A 24,665-nucleotide genomic window follows, 5' to 3' on the forward strand; every position below is an offset into this window, starting at 1 on the left:
GCCGCTTTTGGCTTTAAGCGCCCTGCGCTTCAGCAGCAGCCTGGACTGCGGCCTTAACTGCTGGAGCAACGCGGTCATCGATAGCCTCTGGCACGATGCGGCCTGGCTCGAGCTCATCTGCGACGATGGACGCGATGGCATCGGCAGCAGCCAGCTTCATCTCGGGGGTGATCTTCGTGGCCTTCGCAGCGAGTGCACCAGCGAAGATACCTGGGAAAGCCAGGACATTGTTGATCTGGTTCGGCAGATCAGAGCGGCCGGTAGCAACAATCGCGGCGTACTTCCCTGAGATCTCTGGATCGATTTCTGGGGTTGGGTTTGCCAGGGTGAAAATGATGGGCTGTGGAGCCATCAACTTCACGGCTTCCTCACCGATGCTGCCGCCGGACACGCCGATGAACAGCTCTGCGCCCTCAAAGGCTTCGTTGACGCCACCAGTCACATTGCGTGGGTTGGTCTTGGCAGCCAGAGCCTGCTTAGTTGGGGAAAGATCGGTGCGGTCTTTTTGGATAACCCCGCGGGAATCCAGCACGATGATATCGGTCGCGCCTGCATTGGTGAGCATGTCGACGGTTGCAACACCGGCAGCACCGGCACCGGAGATGACGATCTTCAAACCAGCAAGCTCACGGCCGAGCAGCTTCAAAGAGTTGCGCAGTGCGGCGAGGATAACCACGGCGGTACCGTGCTGATCATCGTGCATGACTGGGATGTCGAGACGCTCAATGAGGCGACGCTCGATCTCAAAGCAACGCGGCGCAGAGATATCTTCCAAGTTGATGGCACCAAAAGAAGGTGCCAAGCGCGCGATAGTCTCCACCAGCTCATCAACATCCTGGGTATCCAGAACGATGGGAACTGACTTCAAACCGGCAAATGCGCTAAACAGTTGCGCTTTACCTTCCATGACAGGCAGGGAGGCCTGTGGTCCGATATCGCCCAGACCCAAAACTGCGGAGCCATCGGAGATAACAGCAACGGTGTTGCCAACGCCGGTGTGCGTGCGGGCAACTTCTGGGTCGGCAGCAATGGCCTCGCATACCTTGGCTACACCTGGGGTGTATGCCAAAGAAAGGTCACGCATATCGCGTAGGGGGCGGGTCGAAGCAATCGAGAGCTTGCCGCCAGCGTGTGCGTCAAAGATTTCTTCTTCGGTGAGATTCTGAGTATTGCGTTTCAATGCTGCAGTCATCGTTTTGCCTAGCTATCTCGAATGAGATTGTCGGGAGTAGTTTCTAACCGGAAAACACTAGTCAAATCTATCGCCTTATAGGAAATACGGATTGCGAACATTTGTGAATATCGCACTGACCTTTGTTGCTAGCTTTGCAACGAATCGCTTAACAGTGAATATAAATCAAACTACCCGCGATGAATGTCACCTAATTAGCGCAACAGTGGCCGCGACCATAGGGCGAGAACCAGCGTGGAAGCCAAAGACAATCCGGCCATAATCCATAAGGTGCCGGCAGTCCAAGAAGCATCGACAGCCACGGCGCCCAAGGCGGCGCCAGAGGCAATGCCGACCTGATAGGTCACGACGTACAAAGAAGACGCCGCATCCGGGTTATGACGGCCCGCGTGCAAGAAGATGGTGGTGCCCAAAGTCGGTAGCGCACCGTATGCCCCACCGAAGACGATGATCGCCAAGAAGATCAGGGCTGTAGAGATGGCCCCAGTAAGCCCGAATGCCAATTGGCCCAAAATCGCGGCGATGAGAAATAGCGTCGTGGTGTGCACGCTGCCGCGCAGCATGCGGCGATCGACGGTACGCGTTGCCACGGTAACGCCAAGTAGCCCCAGCGCGCCGAAGACGAAAAGACCGATGGAGACGAAGCCCGCGCCGGCGGTTTCCGAAAGAATCAACCCCAGGTAGGTATAGGCGGCAAACACACCCGTGACCGCCAACATCAAAAAGAGCACCAGGGAAATAAGTCCCCACGGCATTGAACGCTTTTCCTGAATCGCTAAATCCCTAGGCAATGGTGGCAGCGACGGCACCGTGGGCAGCAAGACCATCAGCGCGGCTACAGTAAGCGCGCCTAATACCCAGGTGGTTGGGCGCCAGCCGATAAGCCCGCCGAGCCAGGTAGCCAATGGTGAGCCCACCACCAGCGCCATGGTGGAGCCCACCGATACAATGCCCACTGCCTTACCGGTATGCCCTGGAGACATGCGCGCGGCCATGGGGCCCACGAGAGCCCAAAACACGCCGTGAGTCAACGCGGCGGTGATGCGGCCAACCGCCAGCATCGAATAGTTAACGGTCAGAGCTTGGACCACGATGCCGGTAATGAGAAAGCCTAAGGTCGCAAGGAAAATGGTGCGCTTATTAAAACGCCCCAACCAGATCATCGCAGGAATGGTAACCACCGCGACGACGCCAGCGTAAATCGTCATCAGCAAACCAATGCGCGATTCAGAAACATCTAAGTCACGCGCCATGGGGCTAATCAACCCGACCGCGAACATCTCAAAAGTGACATACACAAAAGCCGCAAAGCTCATGGCGGTCAAAGGAACGACCGGGAACCGGGATTCACGAGATTCAGTAGCAGCATTAGACATGCGAAAGCTCCTTCCTTTTCACGAAGGCATCAAGGGGGTAAGACAGGGGTGTAAATCTCCATAAACAGTAGACCTCTAACTAGCGCACTACTAGCTGGGGCAAGGTTTTTAGGCCGCGACGTTAGCAACCTAACTTTCTTATCTGGCTGCGACGAAGGTCGGCATCGAAAAGCGCAAGTTAATACGCCTGTAAAACGCACAACAGCGCACCGTGAGACAATGGACGCTATGTCTAGTGCGAAAAATTGGCTTGAGGGCGCGCGCCCACACACCTGGGCAAATGCTTTTGCCCCTGTTTTGGCAGGTACTGGTGCTGCCGCCGCGATTGGTGGGTTCCACTTTGGCCGAGCGCTTTTAGCGCTCATTGTCGCGTGGGCGCTGATTATTGGTGTGAACTTCGCCAATGATTATTCCGACGGCATTCGCGGCACCGATGATGACCGCACTGGCCCGCAGCGGCTTACCGGCGGCGGTTTAGCCAAACCGCAACACGTGAAATATGCGGCTTTCGGCTGCTTCGCGGTCGCCGGAATCGCTGGTATTTGGCTCTCACTTGCGGCCGGCGCGTGGTGGTTTATCTTGATCGGCGCACTGTGCATCGCCGGTGCTTGGTTTTATACCGGCGGCAAGAACCCTTATGGCTACCGCGGGCTAGGTGAAGTCGCGGTGTTCGTATTCTTCGGACTCGTTGCCGTTTTGGGCACCCAATTTACCCAGGCTGGCAGCATCTCCTTTGTCGGCGTGCTGCTGGCTCTGGGTGTTGGTGGCATGAGCGCTGCCGTGAACTTGGCCAATAATATTCGCGATATTCCCTCCGATACCGAAACTGGCAAAATCACCCTCGCTGTACGCCTGGGTGATAGCCGCTCCCGCCTGCTGTTTACCGTGCTGCTGACCCTGCCGGTTATCTACACCATCCTTCTGGCCTTTAGCTCGTGGCTGGCATTGATTGCCTTGGTCTACATCCCCTTTGGCCTGACATCCGTCCGCACCGTCAACCGCGGCGCGAAAGGCAAAGAACTCATTCCGGTGCTTGGTCTAACTGGACGTGCCATGCTCATCTGGGCAGTACTTTCTGCCCTTGCTGTGGCGGTGGTTTAGACAATGCTGGGGGTTATAACTGGCTTTGCCATCATCCTGGCCGTGATTTTTACCGGCTGGATTCTAGCGCGCACAAAAATCATCCGCTCTAGTTCAGAGCGGTTGATGTTCAACCGGGTGGCTTTTTATGCCGCAACGCCCGCGCTGCTTTTCGATGCCGTCTCCAAGGCCGACCCAGAAAACTTCCTCACCCCAGTCACCTTGGTCATTTCAATTGCCACAGTACTGGTTTCGGTTATCTATGGGGTGATTTTCTTCCGGCAAGGAATCGCGGGAATTGGAATTGGTGCGGCATCGTCAAGCTATTTCAACTCTGTCAACATCGGCCTGCCGGTCAGTATTTATGTCATTGGTGATGCCACCCATGTCGTCCCCATCATGTTGCTGCAGATGATGATTTATACCCCGGTCATCCTGGGAATGTTGGGCGGCGGCTCCTTCTTCGGTGCCGTCAAGACGGGGCTTTTAAGCCCGGTTGTGCTGGCTTCTTTCGCCGGTTTTATCGTCGCAGTAATGGGCTGGGAAGTCCCCGATCCTGTGGCTGAGCCAATCGCACTGTTGGGCGGTGCGGCCATTCCGATGGTCTTGATGAGCTTTGGTGCATCGATTAGCGGTGCGGGCGTACTTTCTGATGTGAAATCCCGCCCCGCTGTGCTAACTGCGACCACCTTGAAGCTTGTCGGCATGCCGCTGGCGGGTTTTATCACCGCTACCCTGCTGGGGCTTGAAACCGACCTGGTCTATGCCTGCACCATCTTGTGTGCGCTGCCTACAGCCCAAAATGTCTACAACTACGCCGCTACTTTCGAACGCGGCCAAACTATCTCGCGCGATACCGTGTTCATCACCACCTTTGCATCCCTTCCGGTGATGCTGATTATCGCGCTATTGTTTGGACGTTAATTCTTCATACCAACTGACGGGGATGTCTCGTGTCCACACCGAAGCACACAGCACACGCGAAAAAGCCCACTGCGAAATCCCGCAGGAGCCCAGAACAGCTTGCTAAAACCATTGAGAACAGGCTCGTCCGCGAACTCACGGGTTTGGAACCAGACGAGCTCCAACGCGCATTCCTGCTCACGCAATGGCAATCCGGCGAGATCGATGACAAGACCAACACCGTCACCTTCGCCGTTGATGTGCGCCAACTTGCCTCCCGGCATCGGCAGTTAGAGCTGGAATCTCAAAAAGTTACCGCTGTGCATGTCAACCTCAACCGGATTACGGACAAGGAAAATTACGAATACGGCCTGATGCGGCATGTGCCCGGCACCTATATCTGGGTTCGCACCATCCCGATTACCCCGACCTACCTGGGCGCTTATAGCTTCCGGTTGATTACAGACGATGACGAAGTCATTGAGCAACCACCGCACACCCGTGTCCGCCAGCAAGTTCGCACGGCTTATCCGGATCATGCCAGCGTTTCAGATATTTCAATGCACAGTACGCTTGATGTTGATGAAGAAGGCCGCGGCACCATGCTTGTTTCAGGTCCGCTGGCCCCGAACCAAGACCATTGGAATCGTGACAATCATCGGCTGCACGGGCAAGTTATTACCACTTACCTCGAAGACGCAGACCTGAAGATTTTTGCGTATCTTCCCACCCATGAATTCTCTGGCGCTGCTGCGAAGAAGCCATGCCGGGTGCTCACGCTTTTCGATGCCGAAACTTGGTTCTTCAAGTTCGACCTGCCCTACGTGCTCGAAAGGGCTGTCGCCAATGGCATGGAACCAGTTGCTGTTTTAGGAATTGCCAATCACGACAATGCGCACCGGGTTGAGCAGCTTCAAGCCAATCCGGAATTTCTAGAAAAGGTCGGCGATATTGCTGAAACCTGGCTTCACCATGAAGCAAATCAGCGTGGGATGGAGCTCAATCCCGACGACAACACCATCGCCGGGCAATCTCTCGGCGGGCTATCCGCGCTCTATGCCGCGCTGTTAAATCCAGAGAAATACTCCACGGTCATCGCGCAGTCCCCATCCTTGTGGTGGAGCCCCGCAAAAGGCAGCACCCCGCGTGACTTAAAGCGCCCTTCCCATGGGTGGTTAATAGACCAGTTTTATAAAACCAAGCCCAAGGCACTTCCGCACGACACCAACTTCAACATCCATGTTGGGGTGCGTGAGGGCGCGATGGTCAATCAAGCGCACCTGCTGGGCATGGCGTTGAAGGCGCGCAAAATCCCGCATGAATTACACGTTTATGACGGCGGACATGACTGGGGATGGTGGCGCGCAGCCTTGCTGAAGCACCTTGGTGCCCAGCCTGTAAAAGACCGCTGGGCGGATTTTGGGGCAGAGTTCGGGGTTTAGTCGTTTTCCTCGTTGCCGCGTCCGGAGAGCTCGCGCTGTACCCAAGCCTTATGCTCTTGGCGCTGGCGGGAGTATTCGGCAATGGACTGGGTGGCTTCTAGGCGCCACTGGGAAAAGACCAGCATCGAGAGCGGCAATGCCACAAAGAGTGCGAGCAGCGCGGTAAATACCAGCGGGATCGGCGCATCAATGACAACTGCCACTACTTGAATAACGACAGTGAGAATAATGAACAGGGCAAGGCGCGCGAGCCCGTATTTTACTACTGCGCGGCGCGACTTCTTGCGAAGTTCGGGGTCCGGAATTGGTGCTTGATCATCCACAGGCACTTAGTTTACCTCCTGAGATTTTCGCCACGTAGAATGGCCTACATGGGTCGGATTATATTATTGCTCTTGATTATCGCAGCCGTGGTTTTGGTCTGGAAAGCCTTTGGACCTAGCTCCTGGAACCAGAAGAAAACCCCGACGGTCGCGCCGCCACGCGAAATTAAGGGACCCGACGACGATGAAGATTTCTTGTGGCAGCTAGAAAAGGAAGCCTTCAAACAGCGCCGCCAACGCGAGCGTGCTGCAGAAGAAAAGCGTCCGCCCAAGCCCAAGAATCAAAATAACGCTGCAGATACTCCGGATACTTCTAATTCTCCCGATACTCCGAGTCCTGGGGAGCAATCCGATCCCGGCGAAGATAAACCCCAGGCTTAGTGCTTAAGCCGCTAAGCCTGTGGGTTTTGAGGCACCAGCTCAATATCAAAATCGAGAGCCTGGGCTACAGCGATAACCTTTTCCCAGCGCACGCCTTCGCCGCCGTGTTCAATGGTGTGCAGCGTGGAGCGTGAGACTCCAACAGTCTTAGCTAAATCTTGTTGTACGATCCCAAAATCACGCCGCCTTTGTGCGAGGCGCTGACCAAGCTCAACTAGCGTGTGATTATCGCTAGCGGGCTTGCCCTGCTTTTTGCGGGTTGGGTTCGTCATAACAACTAGTTTAGCCCAGCGTAGGAGTGGAGTCCGGATACGACCAAGTTGATGAAGAAGAGGTTGAAAATCATCGTGGATAGCGCAACAACGTTAATCCATGGCGCGAATTTCGCCCAGGATGGGGTTGCACGCGCGTGCAGGTAGGCAGCATACAGAATCCAGGATGCGAAAGACACGGTTTCCTTCGGGTCCCAACCCCAGAAACGACCCCAGGCAGCTTCTGCCCAGATAGCACCCAGAACGATGCCCAGACCCAGAGTTGGAAGGGTAACCACCGCGACGCGGTATGCCAGCTGGTCGAGCTTCTTCGCTGAAGGCAATGGCTTTGCAACCGCACCAAAGAAACCATGCTCTTTACCCTTTGGCTGCCAACGACGCAGCAGGTGCAAGACAGAACCAATACCAGAAACGATACCTAGGGAACCACCGAGGGAAACAATGGTGACATGTACTGGCAGCCAGTAGGACTGCAATGCCGGTACTACTGGTGCGGATTCTGCATAAAGCTCGGTGGAGCCGTAGAACATCAACGCGAGCAGTGGGGTGAGAACCCATGGCCACAGGGTTCGCCATTCCTTGCGTTGCATAGCAATCATCATCGCAAGCAGCGCGCCGAAGGTAATCGTCAACATGTATTCATAAAGATTGCCCAGCGGGAAGCGGTTGACCGCAAGACCACGCAGCACAATCGATGCCAGATGCAACGCAATAGCAACCCACAACAGGGACTGCGTCATGCCGCCTAAGCGGTCCACCTTGGATTCCTGCGTCGCAATATCAGACTCGGATTCACTGGCAACAGCTTTGCCGGAGGAATCTACTCCAGGAGCGTCATCTTCAACGATATCCGCGCTATCAACGGTGCTGACGCTGTCAGCACCAGCAGCGCCGTTGGCGGCTACGGACGCCTTGAGCTTCTTGGCATTAGCTGTTGCTTCGGAGCGCTGACGACGTGCATCAATTACGCCATTAAGACGCCCATAATAAATGAGAGACAAAATCAACGCGACTGCATAAACAACAAATGCTGTCTGAAATGCAATGTCTGAAAAGCTGGACAGATTCTGATTAACCGGCATCAATTTTTCTTACCTATCGGAGTTAGACCACCACAAAGCGGCTTATATGTTCATCACCCTACTACTTTTGTCTAACCTTAACCAACTTTAGATGGATGAGGTGTAGGGCGTTGAGCACTATGAATAAAGGTTTTAGTCCTCAGAGAATAATTCGTCTTCTTCGACTTCGTCCGGGTCGGGCAACTCGAGAAGCTCGCGGTAGAGTTCGTCGAATTCCTCGGACCAGCCTGCGCGGTCGGTACGAGCCAGGCCTGCCATCTCGATCCCTGTTCCGGCGCTTCCATTGGATGCGACATCCAATGGGCGGAGGCGAATCCATATGCGGCGGCGCTTAATCACCAGGGAGAAGACCAAAGACACCAACATGGTTATCGCGGAGACCAAAACCCACTTTTGGGTTGGGTCATAAGAGACCTGGAAGTTCGCGAATTCATTAGCGCCATTAAAAGTCACCGTGGTGCCATCGTCTAAGGTTACTGACTCATCCATGGTCAGGTTCACGCGGTCGATGCGCTGTAGCTGACCGGAGTGCACCAAAGTGGAATCCAAGTCGAAGATGGACTGCGCGGTACCCGTGTCCAGCCCAGCATCACCTCGGTAGATATCCACGGCCATGGCTGGGTCAGTCATGGATGGGTAGCTCGAGGTCAACAGCTCACCGTTGTCGCCATCCCAGCTCGCAGTAGGAGCAAACAGGCCTTGAATTGCCAGCTGGTTTTGGCGGCGATCATAAAGGTCCGGATACATGCCCGCTGGTGGATCGAAACGCATCACACCAGAAGAGAGGAAGAAGGTTGGGTCATCGGGGCGGAACTGCACCGTTTGGGTGCGCTTTTCGCCATTTGGCCATTCCACCGTGATGGTTGGGGCAAAGCCGTGGCCCTGCAGGTAGATACGGTTATTATCCGTACGCAACGGGTGGTTGACCTTTAGCTGGTAGTCTTCCCAGGTCTCTGGGTCATTAAAGATGTCCTCACCCTTGGCGTAAGAAACATTCGAGGTAAACATCTCTGCTTGGCCATTCGGCAGGTAATCCGCTACAAAGTCATGAGCTTGAAGGCAGAATTCGTGCAAGCCGGTGCCATCAAAAAGCGGGCCTGCGCGGAAGCTGTCATAATTCGACAACGAGGTATTACAAAATTCGGTCGATTGTTCCAGATCCGTAGAACCAGTATTGGTAATCACGATAACCTGGCCTTCGTAGTAGACCAAGCGACCGAAAGCTACCGTGAGCAAGACCGCGACCAAAGAGATGTGGAAAATCAGGTTCGCCATCTCACGGCCATAACCACGTTCTGCGGAAATCGTGTACGCATCAGCGCGGTCTTCTTCAGCAGTGAATTCCGATACGCGCCACTTCTTCAGCCTGGATTTCACCTGTGTGCGCATCTCCTCAAAGCTGCGCTCCGTCTCTCCCTTCGCATGCATTTGCATGCGGTTTAAGTTCTTCGGCGCACGCGTTGGCGGAGTCTTCCACGCCTTGTAGTGATCCCACGAACGCGGGATGATGCAGCCCACCAAAGAAATGGTGAGCAATACGAAGATCGCACTAAACCAGGTGGAGGAGAAAACATCGAAAAGCTGAAGCTTGTCGTAGATTGCTGCCACGCGTCCATTAGACGCAATGAAGTCATTAACGTTGGACTCATTCAAGTCACGCTGTGGCAAAAGAGATCCGGGAATCGCGGCAAGTGCTAGCAAAAACAGCAATGCCAGCGCGGTGCGCATGCTGGTCAGCCAGTGCCAAGTCTTGCGGAGGGCGGTACTGATTTTCTTCATAATGTGGACGGTCTCCTATTCCTTACGCTTAAATCAGCGTCGTGCCGTATTCGACGGTCCATTGACGAACCCAGTTGATGAAATATGCCCATGCACCCGAGACGAGAAAAATACCAACGACGATCATGGTGATGCCACCGACGTTCTGAATGATGCGGGAATGCTTGCGCATCCATTCGATACTGCGCATCGCGCGTGCTGAACCCAAGGCGACGAGCAAGAAAGGCAAACCCAGCCCCAGGCAATAGCCAATGATTAGCAAAGTGCCGCGCATCGCGGTCATGCCTTCAGTACCAGCGGAGACCGAGATAATCGCCGCCAGCGTTGGCCCCAGACACGGGGTCCATCCAAGAGCGAAAACGCCGCCCAAAAGCGGTGCGCCCAGCCAATTGGTCCAACGCTTCGGCGCCATACGGGTGTCATTTTGCATAAAGCCAATGCCACCCATAAAGACAATGCCCATCAAGATGGTGACTATGCCACCAACGCGCATGAGCACATCAGCATTGAGGGTAAGCATCGAAATAGCGCCGAACACTGACACGGTGGCGAGTACAAAGACGACCGTGAAGCCGAGGATAAACAGCAGCGATGCGCCAACCACAGCCCACTGGCGTTGTTTGGTCACCACCGGATTATTGCCTTTAAATTCCACTTGGCCGCCGACGATGCTAGCCAGATAGGACATGTATCCCGGAACCAGCGGCACCACACACGGCGATGCAAAAGACACCAAGCCAGCGGCAGCAGCCGCCAAAAGACCCAACAAGAGTGGGCCGGACATGGCGACTTCTGCGAACGTGCTTCCAATTTCAGTCACGGGTTAACTCGCCTGTTCCTGCTCGAGACTATCAACGACCTCTGTGATTTCCTTGTCCGTAATACCTCGCAAGAACACTGCCGCTGGGCGGTGCTGAGAGTCCAAGACAATAGTCGTCGGCACCACGGAGGTAGGAACACCACCGAGTGCAGCCGCAGTTCTAAATGGTGGGTCATAGATAGACGGGAAGGTTACGCCATTGTCTTCTTTGAAATCGCGGGCAATCTGCGGGTTGTAGTCGCGGACATTGATGCCCAACACGGTGCCCAGATCGCGCTCTTCCAAATCCTCCTGGATGCGCTGTAAGTCATCGACTTCTGCGCGACACGGTGCGCACCATTGTCCCCAAGAGTTTAAGACCACAATCTGGCCTTCATAATCATCCAAGGAGATAGTCTCGGATTCATCCATCAGGGATTCGCCTGAGAAAGACTGCAAAGGCTTGCGGTCTACTTCGTCATAGAAAATCTCCTGCTGGCCGCCAGGGGTGATGAATTCAAAGGTCGCGCCAGTAGCAACGGCATTTTGGGCATTCTCGGAATCTTGGGCACACGAGGCTAAGACCACGCTGGCGGCAGCAATCAAAACTGCTGACGCTAGGCGCTTAGAAGCAAACATGAAGAAGACTTTCTAGAAGTAAATGGTGCGGGATATTTAGATGCTTTGGGCAGGTGAAGAGTAGAAAATGTCAATAATCTGCTCACCGTCAAACACCAACGTGCTCACGGATGCCAAATCACACTCACGGTTCCACGGCGCATGCGCGAGGCGCAAACCTAAGACAGTACGCTGCACCATGACGATTGGCAGCTGGTGGCTGATCAAAATAGCTTCACGGCCTTCAGCTTCAACTCGTGCGCGTTCCACGGCATCCATCATGCGCGAGGCAATCTCCGAAAAAGGCTCACCCCAGCTCGGTTGCAACGGGTTGCGCAGAAGCGGCCAACGCTGCGGATTCCACAATGCCGAGCGCAGCCCCTTGACGTGCAGACCCTCAAAGCGGTTGCCCGATTCAATCAGGGTCTTATCAACTTCCACATCAAGGCCCGTGACTTTGGCAAAAGGCTGCGCCGTTTCCTGGGTGCGCTGCAAAGGCGACGCCGCCAAATATGCGACATCGTGGCCTTCAAAGGCCTTTGCCGTGCGTGCCGCCATGGAATGTCCACGAGCCGACAGGTGATATCCGGGAATACGGCCGTATAAAATTTTGTCGGGATTGTGGACCTCGCCGTGGCGCACGAGGTGGACGAGAGTCTTCGTCACAGCTGGATTATCCTTCCGCTTGAGCAGCTGCAGCACGCGCTGCAGGCTTGAGAGCCTTTTCGATTACCTCAAAATCATCGTCCGTTAAGGCATCAGATACAAACCAGGTCTCAAATGGGCTTGGTGGAACCATGACGCCAGCATTCAAAAGCTCATGGAAGAACGGGGTAAAGCGGAAGGTATCCGCCGCCTTCATATCATCAAAGTTACGGCCTTCACCTTCGGCAAAGCGAATAGAAAGCATCGAAGACGCACGCTGCATGTGGTGCGCTACGCCTTCAGCGGAAAGCGCCGAAGAAATCAGATCCGACAGACGGTCTGCATGTGCGGCAAGGCGTGGGTACAGGGATTCATCGGCAAGCTTGAGCGATGCCAGACCCGATGCCATGGCCACTGGGTTACCGGACAAGGTACCCGCTTGATAGACCGGACCAACTGGCGCCAGGTAATCCATGATGTCTGCGCGGCCACCAAAAGCAGCAGCGGGCAGGCCACCAGAGACAACCTTGCCGAAGGTCACCAAGTCACCGGCGACATGGTCCACACCGAACCAACCCTGGTGGGAGGTGCGGAAACCGGTCATGACCTCATCGATAATCAGCAAGGCGCCATCGGCATGCGCGATGTCTTTGAGCGCCTGGTTGAAGCCTTCCGCGGGCGCTACCGTGCCCATATTGCCGGCGGCAGCTTCAGTAATAATGCAGGCAATCTCACCTGGGTTATCGGCAAAAGCCTGCTTGACCGCATCCAAATCGTTATAAGGTACAACGATGGTATCTGCCGCAGCCGCGCCGGTAACACCAGGTGAATCCGGCAAAGCCAAGGTAGCAACGCCAGAGCCAGCAGCAGCCAAGAGCGCATCCACGTGACCGTGGTAGCAGCCATCAAACTTCAGGACCTTCGCGCGGCCAGTAAAGCCACGTGCCAAACGCACAGCGGACATGGTGGCCTCCGTACCGGAGTTGACCAGGCGAACCTTTTCCGCAGCGGTACGGGAAATAATTTCTTCCGCCAGCAAGGTCTCCCCGATGGTAGGAGCACCGAAGCTCAAGCCATCTTGAGCTACTTCCTGCACAGCCTTAACGATGTCAGGGTGTGCATTGCCGTGGATCATCGGTCCATAAGAGCCGACCAGGTCAACAAAGGTGTTGCCGTCGACATCGGTGAGCTGCGAACCCTGTGCCGAGGCAATCACGCGCGCTTGCCCACCGACGGAGCCAAAGGCACGAACAGGGGAATTCACACCGCCTGGGGTGACCTTAGTGGCGCGGGAAAACCACTGCGCAGAAGTAGAAGTTTGAGAAGAATTCAAGGAGTCCGGGGAAGAAGCCATAGCCCTCATTGTACGTATTTTGCCGCCATACAAAAGTTTGAGTAATTGCTGTGATGCGGCTTTGATTTTCTCAGGTTAGACTCACAGTTAAGTTGCAGAAAATATTTCGGGGGTTTCGCAATGCTTGTCGATGTTTTATCCATCCCTTCCTCACCCACCCATCGGCGGGGATATCCGCTGCTCATTGGGCTATTGGTGGGATCTATAGGTCTGGCTTTAACCGCATGCGCACAGGAAGAACCGGTCACACGTACCGCTTCACATGACGTGCAATCGTGGCAACCGGCGCATTTACCGCAGCCTATATCGCGCAACCCGGAGTTTGTGAAGCGTCTCGAACAGTCACCGACATCACAGCAAACGTCTGGTTCCTCGCGGACTTCGTCCGCTGCGGAACCAGACGAAGCGGCAGATCCGCAGCCTGCTGCCCCAGCAGAACCCGTTGCTCCGGTCGCCCCAATTGCTCCGGCGGCTCCCGTAATGGAGCAACCGGCCCCGCAGCCGCCGCCACAACCAGCACCGCAACCTGCGCCTGCACCCGCACGTCCTGCTCCTGCCCGACCTGCGCCAGCTCCAGCACCACAGGAACCGGCGAAGAAGGGACCCGTGTTGAAACTCCCTGGCACCAACCTGCCTGATTTCCGCCTGGTCATACCTTAATTAACCACGCGCAAGCCGATGATCCCTGCAACAATCATCAGCAGAAAAACAATCTTGAGGACAGTCACGGCTTCTTGACCGGTAGCAAAAGAGTAAATAACGGTAATGGATGCGCCGATGCCTACCCAGACGGCGTAGGCCGTGCCGACCGGCAGGTACTTCATCGCCCATGCCAGCCCACCCATGGAAATAGCTGCAGCGATAAAGAAAGTCACCACCGGCCACAGGCGGGTAAATCCATCAGATTTGGAAAGCGCGATTGCCCATACTGATTCAAATGCACCCGAGAGAACTAAAATGATCCATGCCATAAGCTCCTACTTTGGCAATCTTTGGCACAATGGGCAACTATGAAGATTGCATTTTTAGGTACTGGACGCATGGGCACAGAATTAGCCCGCCATGTTATGAAATCCCACGAAGTAACCGTATGGAACCGCACACCCGAGCGCGCGCAACCATTGGTTGATGAAGGAGCACAACTCGCGGAATCTCCAGCAGCTGCCGTTGATGGTGCCGAGGTCATTATTACCTCCCTCTTCGGCCCAGATGATATTCGTGAAGTTGTTATCTCACAGGACCTCATTCCGCAGGGCGTGACGTGGATTGATACCACCACCGTCTCTCCAGAGGCAGCACGCGAATTCGCAGACGCGGTTGATTCTTATGTCCATGCGCCAGTCGTTGGATCTTTGATTCCTGCGCGCAATAGCGAATTGGGTGTCTATGTAGGCACCCCGGATGATGCCCGCCGCGAGGTGGCATTAGAGATTGCTCGTCCATGGGCTGGTGAGAACAAGCTCATCGGCGTGGATTCCGCTGCGAAAGCTGCGACCGGCAAGCTCTTGGCAAACCTCGCGCTGTCGGTAACCGCGCAGGGTGTGCTTGAAGCTTTGAGCCTTGGTGAGGCAGAAGGCTTGGGTGAAGAAGAGACTTTGAAGATGCTTGATATCACGGGCCTTGCTTTCATGAAGAATATGAAGGCACCGTTTATCCTGGGCGAACGTGAGACTGCTCCAGGTGATTTCACCGTGGATGCGCTGTGCAAAGACTCTAAGTTGATGGTGGATACCGCCCAGCAAGAACTGCCTGCAGTTCAAGCTGCCATCAAGAACTTTGAACACCAACAAGAACTCGGCCACGGCGATGAGGACTTCTCCTCTATTTTCGTCTACCGCAAGGATTAAAAATCAGTAAACCCCAGCGCTGCACTTTCCCAAGAGAAAGAAGCAGGCTGGGGTTTATTTTGCCAGGTTTGAAGTTAAAGCTTAGCTACCCAGGATCCGCTGCGCAGCAGCGCGGGCATCAGCGATAACCGCTGGCACGCCCACTCCCCCAGCCCAAGCACCGGTAACTTCCAGGCCTGGCTGCGCAGCGATCTTTTCACGCACGGTCGCTACGGTCGCTAGGTGGTTGTCATCAAACCGTGGCAGCCCGCCGAACCAGCGCTGGGTGTAGATTTCGCTCACGCCCGCAGCACGCGCATCAAAGCCGGTAATTGTCAGCAGATCATCCAGGGCATAATCGACTAATGTATCTTCTGCTTCACGCGCGAGGGCGTCATCGCCAAAGCGTCCGAAGCTGGCCCGAATCAGTGCACCATCACCGATGCGCTCTTTCAGATGTGGCCACTTCTTCGAGCTAAAGGTAAAAGCCTTAGCGTGCACGCCAGGTTGATCAGCGGCGATAAGCACCCCGGAAGACTCTGGCAACCCAGCATCAGAATCGAATTTCAATCCCACGACCGCAGAGCTGGCTAGCTTTACGGGTTTGAGCGCAGCGGCTGCCTCGGGAGCAACCTTGCTCAACAAACGCGCAGTCGTTGGCGCTGGCGTTGCCACGACAACGCGGTCATAAGCCTCCGTATCACCGGGGACACCCTGGCCCGTGATGGTGTACTTCGAGGTCTTGGCATCAAACGTAATGCCAGAAACAAACGTATCCAGGTGGATATCTGCTTCTGACTTTTCCGCCAAGGTTTCATAGAGTTCGGCATAGCCACCAGCAAAGGCATTAAAGACTGGCTTTACTGGGCCTTCGCCAGGCGCGGGCCGTGACTTCTCAATCTGCGCCACAGCAGCCGACAGGGTGACCTTTTCCCCGGCCTGTGCTAAGGAATCAAGTGCTTCTGCTAGCTGCGGCACGGTTGCGCGAATACCTAAGTCATCCGCGAGACAGGAATACACTCCGCCCAGAAGTGACGAAACAACGCGGTCGACTACTTCATCGCCGTAGCGCTCGCGCACGAGCTGGCCGATGCTACGGTCTTCGCCCACGGTCCAATCGATTGGCTCAGCATCGTTTTCCGCGTCGATGCGACGTGCGGTTTCTTCGCTGACCAGGTGCGCAACCGGCGCGGAGGTTGATGGAATGCCCATGACTCCTCCGCGTGGGAGATCCTGCAGGCTGCTTTGGGAGTACACCAACGAGGACTTGCCGGAAGGTTCCACCAGGGAACCTTCCAGTCCAAGATCCTTGAAAAATTCCAAGGCATCTTCGCGACGTGCTAAAAATGCCTCAGCGCCAAGGTCGACGGGTCCATCATTAAACGGCACCGTAAACAGCTTGCCGCCAATGCGATCCGAGGCTTCAAAGACATCGATATGCGCATCTGCGTCTAAGTCTCCGCCTCGAAGCTCATATGCGGTGGTTAATCCCGCTAGACCTGCGCCAACAATGGCAATTCTCATTTAACCCTCCTCGTGGATAATTGCTACCGCACGCGTAATCGCTTCAGCATCCGTGGTGGGCAGTACGCCGTGTCCTAAGTTCCAGATATGTCCGGTGGCATGGCCTGCGGCCTGCGCAGTGGCCACCTGGTCACGAATTGAACGTACAGCGCCGCGGACGGCATCATCGCCAGCGAAAAGCAGTGCAGGATCCAAGTTACCCTGCAATGCGTGTGCGCCGTGCGCCGCGTGGATACGCTCAGCTGCTTCATCCATGCGCACGCGGTAATCCACACCCATGACTTCCGAGCCAGCTTCAGCCATCGCTGGCAACAACTCGCCAGTGCCCACACCGAAGTGGATGCGTGGGACTACGCCCGCGACGTGCTCGAGGATTTCCGTGGAATATGGCAGCACGTACTCGCGGTAGTCATCGCGGTTGAGATAGCCTGCCCAAGAGTCAAAGAGCTGCATGGCATCAATGCCTGCCTCGATTTGAACGTCTAGGAAGTTGATAATCGTTGGCACCAAACGCTTCATCAAGGCATGCCAGGTCTCCGGATCGGAGTGCATGAGTGCCTTGGTGATTTCATGGTTCTTAGATGGACCACCTTCAATCAGGTAGGAAGCCAAGGTAAATGGCGCGCCCACAAAGCCGATGAGAGCTTGGGTATCGGTGAGTTCATCCAAAATGATCTTGATGCCATCGGCGACTTCGTCGACGTGGTGGTCCAAGATTGGAAGATTGTGGATATCGGAGCGGGTGCGTACCGCCTTATCCATGACCGGGCCACGGCCGGCAACAATGTCTACGCCGATTCCTGCGGCGCGGAGTGGAACAACAATATCGGAGAACAAGATCGCCGCGTCGACATCATGACGGCGGACTGGCTGGAGGGTGATTTCGGCGAGGAGTTCTGGCATGAAGCACGAATCCAACATCGAGATGCCTTCGCGTGCTGTGCGGTATTCAGGAAGTGAACGACCCGCCTGGCGCATAAACCATACGGCCGGGCGTGATGGGGTCTTACCCGCTGCAGCATCAAGCAAGGGAGCATTGGTGAGGTTACGTTTCGACATACATGACATTATGCCCCACTATCGTCCAAAAGTATGAGTCATGCAGGGTGGCGCGGCTATTAATCCCAGGTTGGGCTGCCAGCTTTCTTCGCGATGAAGTCATTCGCGGCTGGTCTAAACATCAGTAATAGCGCGATGGCGATGAGCACCGGGATGATAACTAAGAAGAAGCCCGAGACGCCGATCAGGAAACCTGCGACGATGATAAATAGCACAATGGCTGCGGTGACGGTGATGATGCGGCGACCCAATTTGGAGCCCTGCGCCAATTGCGGAGAAATGACGGAGAAGATAATGGCGCCGACAATATTGACCCCGGCAATCAAATAACGGTTGAATTTCACCGCGCCTGGTTCATCCATTCCAGCTTCGGGACCGTTTTCAAAAATGCCGAAAAGTCCCGCACAAAGCATTACTACGGCGGCTGCTACCAGCGCCCAATAAGCCCAGCGCAAAGACGCAGGGGAGGCTTCCTGCGGCACGCGTGGCGGAGTGTATGCGCGGTTGTAGTCAACCGGGCCTTGCCGTCGATCGTAATCATCCATCGCGTGCTTCCTTTAAGGCTTTTGATCCGCTAGTTGGCCACAATTTTACCCACGGCCAAGTTCATTAGGCGACCTAGTTTTTGTCGTCGCGGCTTTTGTTGTCGCGTTTATCGTTCTTGTCGTTCTTGTCATTTTTGCCGCGTTTAAACCAGCGACCAATCATGCCTTTGAAGGTGCCATAGTCTGCTTCGTCGTGCACCTTCGGCGAATTCTTGCCAGCCTTACCCGACTTGCCGGACTTGCCTGATTTATCGGCATTGTTGAGCTTTTCTCTGGCTTCCCGAGCCCGCTGTTCTTGCAGCTTCTTTTGTTCTTGCTCGAGCTGGCGAAGCTTTTCCATCTCGCCGGTGTATTCCAAAGTCTCAGAACGATTAGCAAAGACGATCACTAGAACTGCGGCAACGCCCACGAGAATCTGCAAAGACCCATCGATGACATAGAGCCAATCGGGAGAATCCGTGCCCGTGGCGGGCCTGGTCATAAAGACTAGGAAGAGACGGAAAGTAAAATACAAAGAAAAGATAAACAGCATGCGCCGCGCTGTACCGGCGTGCTTGGACTGTTTATTAAAAAGCCACACCATGGACGCCAGCACCGCGATGATAACCAGGGAAATAAGCGTGGTCATCGCCAGCGAACCCCATGCGGTGAGGTTAATCAGGGTGTCAGAAAAAGCTGATTCTTCTCCCACGGTGCGTTTTGCGGTGGCTTTGAGAACATCAAAGTTCAACACCGCCAGGATGAAAGAAAATACCTGGTGGATAAACTCCAGAATCAGCGCGCCGCCCATAACGTTGATAAGCAACTGGGCTGATTCCGGCCTTTTAGCATCTGCCGGCTTGCCGTCTTTGGCAGGAGGAGTCGGCGCAGGCTGATTCCCGCTACCGTGGGCGTCACCCTCCCCGGGATTCCCGCCCGTTTCCGAAGAAGTTTCCGGAGAGCCGGGGGTTAAGTCCTGCGAAGCAGCAAAGCGCTGCTGGGCAGTCGATGGCACGGAAATCACTGTGGGGAGGCCTCCTTGTTTTAAACCTGCTGGTTTAAGATTCGTGCTGCTTCAGTAGCGAAGTAGGTGAAAATCTGGTCAGCGCCAGCGCGCTTGATCGAGATTAAAGACTCCATCATAACGGCTTGCTCATCAACCCAGCCATTTGCACCAGCGGCCTTAATCATCGCGTACTCACCAGAGACCTGGTAAGCCGCAACTGGCACTGGCGAGCGTTCAGCCGTACCCGCGAGTACGTCGAGGTAAGGAAGAGCTGGTTTGACCATGACAAAGTCCGCGCCCTCTTCGATATCGAGGTCAACTTCCAACATCGACTCGCGATAATTCGCAGGGTCTTGTTGGTAGGTGCGGCGGTCGCCTTCCAAAGAAGAACCGACTGCTTCGCGGAAAGGTCCAAAGAAGGCCGAGGCATACTTGGCGGAATAGGCCATGATTGCAACATCTTCAAAGCCTGCGGCGTCGAGGCCTTCGCGGATAGCGCCGATTTGGCCATCCATCATGCCCGAAGGGCTCACGATGTGTGCACCAGCGCGCGCCTGCGCAATGGACATAGCGACGTACAGCTCAAGTGTGGCATCGTTATCAACGCGGCCTTGACTATCAAGCACCCCGCAGTGGCCGTGGTCGGTGAACTCATCCAGGCAGGTATCAGCCATGATCAAAATGTCATTGCCGAATTCCTTGCGCACCCGGGTCAGAGCACGGTTTAGTACGCCTTCTGGATCCCACGCTGGGGAGCCTTGAGCATCTTTGTCTTCTTCTCGTGGAACACCGAAGAGGTCAACGCAGCGCACGCCGGCTTCCTGGGCCTCGCGGATAGCTTGGATCAAAGACTCTTCAGTGTGCTGGTAAACGCCCGGCATGGAAGAGATCTCTTTGGGTTGTTCAATTCCATCGGCCACAAACATCGGCAAGATGAGATCGCGTGGTGAAAGCTGTGTTTCCGCAACCAAATCCCGCATGGCAGGGTTTTGGCGGAGACGACGGGGACGACGTTGTGGAAAATAGCTCACCTTTAATCAGGCTCCTTTATCTTGCGATGTGCGGCCAAGAATCCTTACGGGCTTAAGGCTGTAGAGATCCTTGCACTCTTGAGGTTAAAGAACTTTAGTTCTTTAACCCTCGACTTTAACCGTCTTCTTACGCGCGCGGCGTTTCTTGCGCGGTGCAGGCAGGTTGCCTGCGGCGCGAAGGGCGGCGACGTGGTCTGCCAAAGCATCGACAAGCGCTGGCACGTCGGCGACTTCTGGGACAACGTCAACGCGCAGCCCCATCTCTTCTGCCGCGGCCTTCGTGGATGGGCCGATGCACGCAATGATGGTGCGCTGGTGCGGCTTGCCAGCAATGCCGACAAGGTTGCGCACGGTGGAGCCCGAAGTAAAGGCCACGGCATCAAAGCCACCGGATTTAATCATGTCGCGAACTTCAGCTGAAGGCGGTGCCGCGCGCACGGTGCGATAAGCCACGACGTCATCAACTTCCCAGCCCAAAGCTTCTAGGCCGGTGACCAAAGATTCGCCTGCGATATCAGCGCGTGGCAAAAGTACGCGACCGACAGCGTCGATATCCTCGACGAAGTTCGGGAATACATCCACCAGACCTTCAGCATTTTGACGGTTTGGCTTTGGCAAGACCTCAGGGCTCATGCCCTTTTCGCGGATGGCATCGGCGGTCTTCTCCCCCACGGCAGCGAGGTTGACACCGGCGAAATCACGCGCATCTAGGCCAAGTTCAGCAATCTTGTCCCACACCGCGGTCACGGCGTTAACCGATGTAAACACGATCCACTTGTAGCGGCCTTCCACAATGCCCTTGATTGCGCGATCCATCTGCGCAGGGTTACGGGGTGGCTCCACAGAAATCGTTGGTACCGACTGCGGAATTGCACCATAGGAGGCCAAGCGCGCAGACATCGCTGCGGCCTGCGCCTTGGTGCGTGGCACTAAGACGCGCCAGCCATACAAGGAGCGGTTTTCCCACCACGAGTACTTCGTGCGGTCGTCAAAACTACGTCCCAAAGTAATCACTAAATGCCCTACTAACTCAGCATTAAGCTTGCCGATGGTCCCCAGGTTCGTTTCATAGGTGCGCTGCAAACGGGTGGTGCCGTGCACAGTTACAAACGCTTCCATCTCTGACGGCAATCCGCGAGACAAAAGCTCCTGGGAAATCAAGGGCAGATGCTCAGCTGTTGCTTGTAAAACCAAAGGTTGCGCCGCCTGGGCCAAAAGATCCCAGTCCACATCCCCGTCGGTGACATCCGCTTCCGTGTACGTCGAGCCCAATGCCAGACCAGCAAAAGAGGGCACGGTCGAAGGCAAAGACATACCTGGCACGACCTGGAACTCTAAGCCCGCAGCAGCCACAGCGGAGATTTCCGCCTTAATGGATGCGCGGTTTAAAGGGTTGCCGGATACCAGACGAATAACGTCTAAAGATTCCGGGTGCGAGTGCTCCACAGCAAAAGCCTGAGCATCTTCTAAGCCCTGCTGGACTGCAGCAACGTTGGCCTCTACCCCGGATTCACCGTTGGTAGGAGTTGCTTCGCGCAATTCCGCCGCAGTCGGTGCTGCTGGACGAGGTGGCTTGCGGCGTGCGCCTTGCGCCTTCGCGTCCGCCACCATCTGCTCATATTCAGCTTCATGGGCCGCAAGCTTGTCTTCAGGGACAGGAAGCGCGGTGCCGACTATGTCTCTTACGCCGTTTAATACCTCAGGGTCTACGATCGCTATCGCATTGTGGGCTAGCACTTCACGGGCGCGAACGGTCAGTAACTCAGGATTTCCTGGGCCTGCGCCAACGAAGATAACTTTGCCAAGCTGGGGCACGGCATTGCTCATTAAAGGTTCTTTTCTAATATCAACGGCAATCAGGACGGTCTTTATCACACGCCACCATCTACAACGTGCCGATGACTGCGCTGTGCGCTAAAGACCGTTGAGCCAATGTGGAAAACGGAAAATATGAACTGGTCATTACTGCCAAAAGCCCAGGGTTTTCCAACCCTGGGGGCCCTTAAAGGGAGCCGATAAAACATCCGCAATAGACCTTGTGATATTTACACCATATAAGTTGAATAGGCAGCAATCAAAACCCGCGCCTATATCAGGTGCCATCTCACACCTATTTAATGGCTCCTAGCTGGCTTCAATGATTTCAAAAGCGCCCTGTTCAATAAGTGCTTCCGCGACCTTCACGCCGATTTCATAAGCATTTTCCAACGGTCCGGTTTCAGAGGCGACTGCCTGACGGGAGCCGTCGAGGGCAAAGACGCCGCCGTGGACGGTAATAATATCCTCATCAATCACAGAGGTTGCAGCCACCGGTGCGGTGCATCCTGCTTCCAGGCGGCGCAAGATGGCGCGCTCGCCTGCTGCCTGCAGACCGGCCTTGGCATCTGCAATGGAATTAATCGCGTTGACCAACTCTGCATCTTCAGCGTTGGTCTCCACAGCCAGCGCGCCTTGCGCTGGTGCTGGCATCAGCACATCAGGGGAAAATACCTGGGTTGCGCGGTCGGCATACCCGGCGCGCACTAATCCGGCATAAGCGAGCATGACTGCGTCGAGTTCGCCATCGGTGACATAAGACATACGCGTTTCAATATTGCCGCGCAGCGGGCGAATATCTAGATCTGGACGCAGTGCCTTGAGCTGCGAAATACGACGTGGCGCTGAGGTACCAACCTTGGCGCCTTCAGGAAGCTCATCCAAGGTCAGACCATCGCGTGCGATCAGTGCTTCACGGTTGTCCTCGCGCTTGGGCACGATGAGGTGAAAGCGCTCATCGGGCGCGGTCGGCAAATCCTTGAAAGAGTGCACGGCGATATCGCATTCTTGCGCATGCAGTGCTTCACGCAAAGCGTGGGTAAATACCCCAACACCGATGCGCTCAACCGGCGCCATATTGATATCGCCTTCGGTGGTCACGATGTGTAATTCACTAGGCGTGCCATTATCTGTAATCCAGTCACGCACATGCCCTGCCTGGGTGGTGGCAAGTTTGGATCCACGGGTGCCAATCTTTTTCAATTCAGCCATGGTTAAACATCCTTTCCGGAAACGGAAGCATCAAGATTTTCGGGGAGCTCTTTGACATCTACGGATACACCGGAGCCTTCAAGCTGCAGTCCAAATAGTTCTTGAAGTGCAGTTTCATGGCTCACGGTACCAGAATTTGCGGCGAGTTTCTTCGCACGCACGGTCGGCTCATGGAGAAGTTTGTCTACTACGCGCTTTAAGGCTTGGGAGACATCACCAATTTGTTCATCCGTTAAATCGGGAGATTTTTGATGCAGGCGACCCAATTCGCATTCCACGACTTCAGCGGCACGTCGACGCAAAGCTGCAACCGCTGGAACAATCTCGCGCACACGCTGCGCAGAGCTATATGCCTCGAGTTCTTCGCGCACAATAGCGCGCGCTGCCACCTGGGGGTCGGCGCCGCCTGCGACTTCAGTATCGGCCGCATCGAGCGAATGGCTCAGGCGCTCGATATTGATCAAGGTAACGTTGTCTAGCTCTGCCACGGAATTATCAATATCGCGCGGCAATGACAGGTCAATGATCATTAAGTTATGCCCCGCTGGAATATCTTGCTTGGTCAGCGTGAAATCCTGGGCGCCGGTGGCGGAGATGACCACGTCGACATCGTCAAGCACTGCGGTACGGCGGTGAAATTCGATGGCCTCAGCGTGCACCCCGGCCTCGTGGGCATGGCCTGCAAGACGTTCTGCACGATCGAAAGTACGGTTGGCAATAATGAGCTTGTCGATGCCCAACCGGCCCGCCTGCGTCGCAGCCAAAGAAGACATCGCGCCCGCACCCAAAACCAAAGCGGTCTTGCCCTTGAGATCCACTGCCCCCATAGCCATCATGGCTTGGTCGAAGGCGAAAGAAACCATAGAGGAGCCAGCTTCATCAATATCGGTTTCAGAGTGCACGCGCTTACCGGTGTGCAGTGCCGACTGCGCAAGCGCATGAATACGTGGCCCGACCGCGCCCTGCTCAGCTGCTAGCTGGTAAGCCGTACGCACCTGACCGATAATTTGTTGCTCTCCGACCACCATCGAGTCCAGCCCGGCGGTAACCGTGAGCAAGTGCTCTGCTGCGGCATCGGCATAACGCACGTATAAATATCCGCGTAGCTCATCTTCATCTACGCCAGAATTGCCGGCTAGTACCTTCACCACATCTTGCACGCCGGTGTGGAAAGAATTGGTCACGGTGTAGACCTCTAAGCGGTTGCACGTTGACACAATCATTGCCTCAGACAACGAAGGCTTTGAAACTAAAACTTCACACGTATCATTGCGAACCGTGTCATCCATACTGAGCCGTTCAAGCAGTGCCACTGGGGCTGACTGGTGGGACATTCCCACAACGAGCATGCTCATGAACATTCCTCCACGTGTACGAGTGCAGCGACAACAGCAACGACAGCGATGACTTTCAAGGCTTCAT

Annotated in this window: 25 protein-coding genes; 6 read left to right on the forward strand and 19 right to left on the reverse strand. The window is 55.2% G+C overall.

Annotated features, from left to right (window positions below; all coding sequences use genetic code 11):
* Positions 1–13: 13 nt before the first annotated feature.
* Positions 14–1,192, reverse strand: a complete 1,179-nt coding sequence (locus tag C5Y44_RS02395; protein WP_105323481.1) for an NADP-dependent malic enzyme — start codon at positions 1,190–1,192, stop codon at positions 14–16.
* A gap of 194 nt (positions 1,193–1,386) precedes the next feature.
* Complete coding sequence (locus tag C5Y44_RS02400; RefSeq protein WP_105323482.1) at positions 1,387–2,568, reverse strand: MFS transporter; 1,182 nt, start codon at positions 2,566–2,568, stop codon at positions 1,387–1,389.
* 219 nt (positions 2,569–2,787) lie between these two features.
* Here C5Y44_RS02400 and C5Y44_RS02405 point away from each other — a divergent pair, with 219 nt between their 5' ends.
* The 3 genes from C5Y44_RS02405 to C5Y44_RS02415 are packed head-to-tail and all read left to right on the forward strand — an operon-like array spanning position 2,788 to position 5,993.
* The gene (locus tag C5Y44_RS02405) at positions 2,788–3,669 is read left to right on the forward strand and encodes a 1,4-dihydroxy-2-naphthoate polyprenyltransferase (protein WP_105323483.1); all 882 of its coding nucleotides are present in this window, start codon (positions 2,788–2,790) and stop codon (positions 3,667–3,669) included.
* Positions 3,670–3,672: 3 nt separating this feature from the next.
* Positions 3,673–4,572 (forward strand): AEC family transporter, encoded by a 900-nt coding sequence (locus tag C5Y44_RS02410; protein ID WP_066840054.1) that lies wholly within the window; start codon positions 3,673–3,675, stop codon positions 4,570–4,572.
* Between the two features lie 29 nt (positions 4,573–4,601).
* Positions 4,602–5,993 carry an esterase family protein gene (locus C5Y44_RS02415; protein ID WP_105323484.1) on the forward strand — a complete coding sequence of 464 codons (1,392 nt, stop codon included), beginning with the start codon at positions 4,602–4,604 and terminating at the stop codon, positions 5,991–5,993.
* On the opposite strand, the gene C5Y44_RS02420 is transcribed toward C5Y44_RS02415, so the two are convergent.
* A complete protein-coding gene (locus C5Y44_RS02420; RefSeq protein WP_066792372.1) occupies positions 5,990–6,322 on the reverse strand; it encodes a DUF4229 domain-containing protein in 333 nt (110 codons plus the stop codon). The genes C5Y44_RS02415 and C5Y44_RS02420 overlap by 4 nt on opposite strands.
* 42 nt (positions 6,323–6,364) lie before the next feature.
* Here C5Y44_RS02420 and C5Y44_RS02425 point away from each other — a divergent pair, with 42 nt between their 5' ends.
* The gene (locus C5Y44_RS02425) at positions 6,365–6,697 is read left to right on the forward strand and encodes a hypothetical protein (RefSeq protein ID WP_105323666.1); all 333 of its coding nucleotides are present in this window, start codon (positions 6,365–6,367) and stop codon (positions 6,695–6,697) included.
* Between the two features lie 11 nt (positions 6,698–6,708).
* Here C5Y44_RS02425 and C5Y44_RS02430 read toward each other — a convergent pair whose 3' ends face one another.
* The 7 genes from C5Y44_RS02430 to hemL all read right to left on the reverse strand — a co-directional run bounded on the left by C5Y44_RS02430 (position 6,709) and on the right by hemL (position 13,255).
* Positions 6,709–6,969 carry a helix-turn-helix domain-containing protein gene (locus C5Y44_RS02430; RefSeq protein WP_105323485.1) on the reverse strand — a complete coding sequence of 87 codons (261 nt, stop codon included), beginning with the start codon at positions 6,967–6,969 and terminating at the stop codon, positions 6,709–6,711.
* Between the two features lie 5 nt (positions 6,970–6,974).
* A complete protein-coding gene (ccsB, locus tag C5Y44_RS02435; RefSeq protein ID WP_105323486.1) occupies positions 6,975–8,051 on the reverse strand; it encodes a c-type cytochrome biogenesis protein CcsB in 1,077 nt (358 codons plus the stop codon).
* 132 nt (positions 8,052–8,183) lie between these two features.
* A complete protein-coding gene (locus C5Y44_RS02440; protein WP_105323487.1) occupies positions 8,184–9,830 on the reverse strand; it encodes a cytochrome c biogenesis protein ResB in 1,647 nt (548 codons plus the stop codon).
* A 28-nt stretch (positions 9,831–9,858) separates the two neighbouring features.
* Positions 9,859–10,614, reverse strand: coding sequence for a cytochrome c biogenesis CcdA family protein (locus C5Y44_RS02445; protein WP_105323667.1), 756 nt, complete (start codon positions 10,612–10,614; stop codon positions 9,859–9,861).
* A 39-nt stretch (positions 10,615–10,653) separates the two neighbouring features.
* Positions 10,654–11,268 (reverse strand): TlpA disulfide reductase family protein, encoded by a 615-nt coding sequence (locus C5Y44_RS02450; RefSeq protein ID WP_105323488.1) that lies wholly within the window; start codon positions 11,266–11,268, stop codon positions 10,654–10,656.
* Between the two features lie 36 nt (positions 11,269–11,304).
* On the reverse strand, positions 11,305–11,913 hold the full coding sequence (locus tag C5Y44_RS02455) for a histidine phosphatase family protein (RefSeq protein WP_105323668.1): 609 nt from the start codon (positions 11,911–11,913) through the stop codon (positions 11,305–11,307).
* A 7-nt stretch (positions 11,914–11,920) separates the two neighbouring features.
* Positions 11,921–13,255: a glutamate-1-semialdehyde 2,1-aminomutase gene (gene hemL, locus C5Y44_RS02460; protein WP_369831059.1), complete on the reverse strand. Its 1,335-nt coding sequence runs from the start codon at positions 13,253–13,255 to the stop codon at positions 11,921–11,923.
* Between the two features lie 315 nt (positions 13,256–13,570).
* Here hemL and C5Y44_RS13435 point away from each other — a divergent pair, with 315 nt between their 5' ends.
* Positions 13,571–13,906, forward strand: coding sequence for a hypothetical protein (locus tag C5Y44_RS13435; RefSeq protein ID WP_233189790.1), 336 nt, complete (start codon positions 13,571–13,573; stop codon positions 13,904–13,906).
* On the opposite strand, the gene C5Y44_RS02470 is transcribed toward C5Y44_RS13435, so the two are convergent.
* Positions 13,903–14,217 (reverse strand): multidrug efflux SMR transporter, encoded by a 315-nt coding sequence (locus tag C5Y44_RS02470; protein WP_066792363.1) that lies wholly within the window; start codon positions 14,215–14,217, stop codon positions 13,903–13,905. The genes C5Y44_RS13435 and C5Y44_RS02470 overlap by 4 nt on opposite strands.
* Before the next feature lie 39 nt (positions 14,218–14,256).
* Here C5Y44_RS02470 and C5Y44_RS02475 point away from each other — a divergent pair, with 39 nt between their 5' ends.
* Entirely contained in the window at positions 14,257–15,093 is an 837-nt protein-coding gene (locus C5Y44_RS02475) for an NAD(P)-dependent oxidoreductase (RefSeq protein WP_105323491.1), read from the forward strand.
* A gap of 81 nt (positions 15,094–15,174) precedes the next feature.
* Here the strand turns inward: C5Y44_RS02475 and C5Y44_RS02480 are convergent, their stop codons facing one another.
* From C5Y44_RS02480 to C5Y44_RS02515, 8 genes are all read right to left on the reverse strand, one after another.
* Positions 15,175–16,596 (reverse strand): protoporphyrinogen oxidase, encoded by a 1,422-nt coding sequence (locus C5Y44_RS02480; RefSeq protein ID WP_105323492.1) that lies wholly within the window; start codon positions 16,594–16,596, stop codon positions 15,175–15,177.
* On the reverse strand, positions 16,597–17,655 hold the full coding sequence (gene hemE / locus C5Y44_RS02485) for a uroporphyrinogen decarboxylase (protein WP_105323493.1): 1,059 nt from the start codon (positions 17,653–17,655) through the stop codon (positions 16,597–16,599).
* Positions 17,656–17,714: 59 nt separating this feature from the next.
* Positions 17,715–18,200, reverse strand: a complete 486-nt coding sequence (locus C5Y44_RS02490; RefSeq protein WP_105323494.1) for a hypothetical protein — start codon at positions 18,198–18,200, stop codon at positions 17,715–17,717.
* 73 nt (positions 18,201–18,273) lie between these two features.
* Positions 18,274–19,203 (reverse strand): hypothetical protein, encoded by a 930-nt coding sequence (locus C5Y44_RS02495; RefSeq protein ID WP_233189791.1) that lies wholly within the window; start codon positions 19,201–19,203, stop codon positions 18,274–18,276.
* Between the two features lie 20 nt (positions 19,204–19,223).
* Positions 19,224–20,216 (reverse strand): porphobilinogen synthase, encoded by a 993-nt coding sequence (gene hemB / locus C5Y44_RS02500; protein ID WP_105323495.1) that lies wholly within the window; start codon positions 20,214–20,216, stop codon positions 19,224–19,226.
* A gap of 102 nt (positions 20,217–20,318) precedes the next feature.
* Positions 20,319–22,043 (reverse strand): uroporphyrinogen-III synthase, encoded by a 1,725-nt coding sequence (locus tag C5Y44_RS02505; protein WP_105323496.1) that lies wholly within the window; start codon positions 22,041–22,043, stop codon positions 20,319–20,321.
* A 297-nt stretch (positions 22,044–22,340) separates the two neighbouring features.
* Positions 22,341–23,243 (reverse strand): hydroxymethylbilane synthase, encoded by a 903-nt coding sequence (gene hemC, locus C5Y44_RS02510; protein ID WP_369831060.1) that lies wholly within the window; start codon positions 23,241–23,243, stop codon positions 22,341–22,343.
* 2 nt (positions 23,244–23,245) lie between these two features.
* Positions 23,246–24,598: a glutamyl-tRNA reductase gene (locus C5Y44_RS02515; protein WP_105323497.1), complete on the reverse strand. Its 1,353-nt coding sequence runs from the start codon at positions 24,596–24,598 to the stop codon at positions 23,246–23,248.
* Positions 24,599–24,665 lie beyond the last annotated feature (67 nt).

Source organism: Corynebacterium sp. J010B-136, from assembly GCF_002967075.1.
Taxonomy (GTDB): Bacteria; Actinomycetota; Actinomycetes; order Mycobacteriales; family Mycobacteriaceae; genus Corynebacterium.

What these genes read in the sequence shown, in the direction of transcription:
- C5Y44_RS02470 (WP_066792363.1), bottom strand. Translation starts at nt 14,217, where the DNA reads ATGGCATGGATCATTTTAGTTCTCTCGGGTGCATTTGAATCAGTATGG.
- C5Y44_RS02480 (WP_105323492.1), bottom strand. Translation starts at nt 16,596, where the DNA reads ATGAGAATTGCCATTGTTGGCGCAGGTCTAGCGGGATTAACCACCGCA.
- hemC (WP_369831060.1), bottom strand. Translation starts at nt 23,243, where the DNA reads ATGGCTGAATTGAAAAAGATTGGCACCCGTGGATCCAAACTTGCCACC.
- C5Y44_RS02395 (WP_105323481.1), bottom strand. Translation starts at nt 1,192, where the DNA reads ATGACTGCAGCATTGAAACGCAATACTCAGAATCTCACCGAAGAAGAA.
- C5Y44_RS02445 (WP_105323667.1), bottom strand. Translation starts at nt 10,614, where the DNA reads ATGTCCGGCCCACTCTTGTTGGGTCTTTTGGCGGCTGCTGCCGCTGGC.
- C5Y44_RS02400 (WP_105323482.1), bottom strand. Translation starts at nt 2,568, where the DNA reads ATGTCTAATGCTGCTACTGAATCTCGTGAATCCCGGTTCCCGGTCGTT.
- C5Y44_RS02515 (WP_105323497.1), bottom strand. Translation starts at nt 24,598, where the DNA reads ATGAGCATGCTCGTTGTGGGAATGTCCCACCAGTCAGCCCCAGTGGCA.
- C5Y44_RS02430 (WP_105323485.1), bottom strand. Translation starts at nt 6,969, where the DNA reads ATGACGAACCCAACCCGCAAAAAGCAGGGCAAGCCCGCTAGCGATAAT.
- ccsB (WP_105323486.1), bottom strand. Translation starts at nt 8,051, where the DNA reads ATGCCGGTTAATCAGAATCTGTCCAGCTTTTCAGACATTGCATTTCAG.
- C5Y44_RS02450 (WP_105323488.1), bottom strand. Translation starts at nt 11,268, where the DNA reads ATGTTTGCTTCTAAGCGCCTAGCGTCAGCAGTTTTGATTGCTGCCGCC.
- C5Y44_RS02425 (WP_105323666.1), top strand. Translation starts at nt 6,365, where the DNA reads ATGGGTCGGATTATATTATTGCTCTTGATTATCGCAGCCGTGGTTTTG.
- hemE (WP_105323493.1), bottom strand. Translation starts at nt 17,655, where the DNA reads ATGTCGAAACGTAACCTCACCAATGCTCCCTTGCTTGATGCTGCAGCG.
- C5Y44_RS02505 (WP_105323496.1), bottom strand. Translation starts at nt 22,043, where the DNA reads ATGAGCAATGCCGTGCCCCAGCTTGGCAAAGTTATCTTCGTTGGCGCA.
- C5Y44_RS02405 (WP_105323483.1), top strand. Translation starts at nt 2,788, where the DNA reads ATGGACGCTATGTCTAGTGCGAAAAATTGGCTTGAGGGCGCGCGCCCA.
- C5Y44_RS02490 (WP_105323494.1), bottom strand. Translation starts at nt 18,200, where the DNA reads ATGGATGATTACGATCGACGGCAAGGCCCGGTTGACTACAACCGCGCA.
- C5Y44_RS02475 (WP_105323491.1), top strand. Translation starts at nt 14,257, where the DNA reads ATGAAGATTGCATTTTTAGGTACTGGACGCATGGGCACAGAATTAGCC.
- hemL (WP_369831059.1), bottom strand. Translation starts at nt 13,255, where the DNA reads ATGAGGGCTATGGCTTCTTCCCCGGACTCCTTGAATTCTTCTCAAACT.
- C5Y44_RS02410 (WP_066840054.1), top strand. Translation starts at nt 3,673, where the DNA reads ATGCTGGGGGTTATAACTGGCTTTGCCATCATCCTGGCCGTGATTTTT.
- C5Y44_RS02440 (WP_105323487.1), bottom strand. Translation starts at nt 9,830, where the DNA reads ATGAAGAAAATCAGTACCGCCCTCCGCAAGACTTGGCACTGGCTGACC.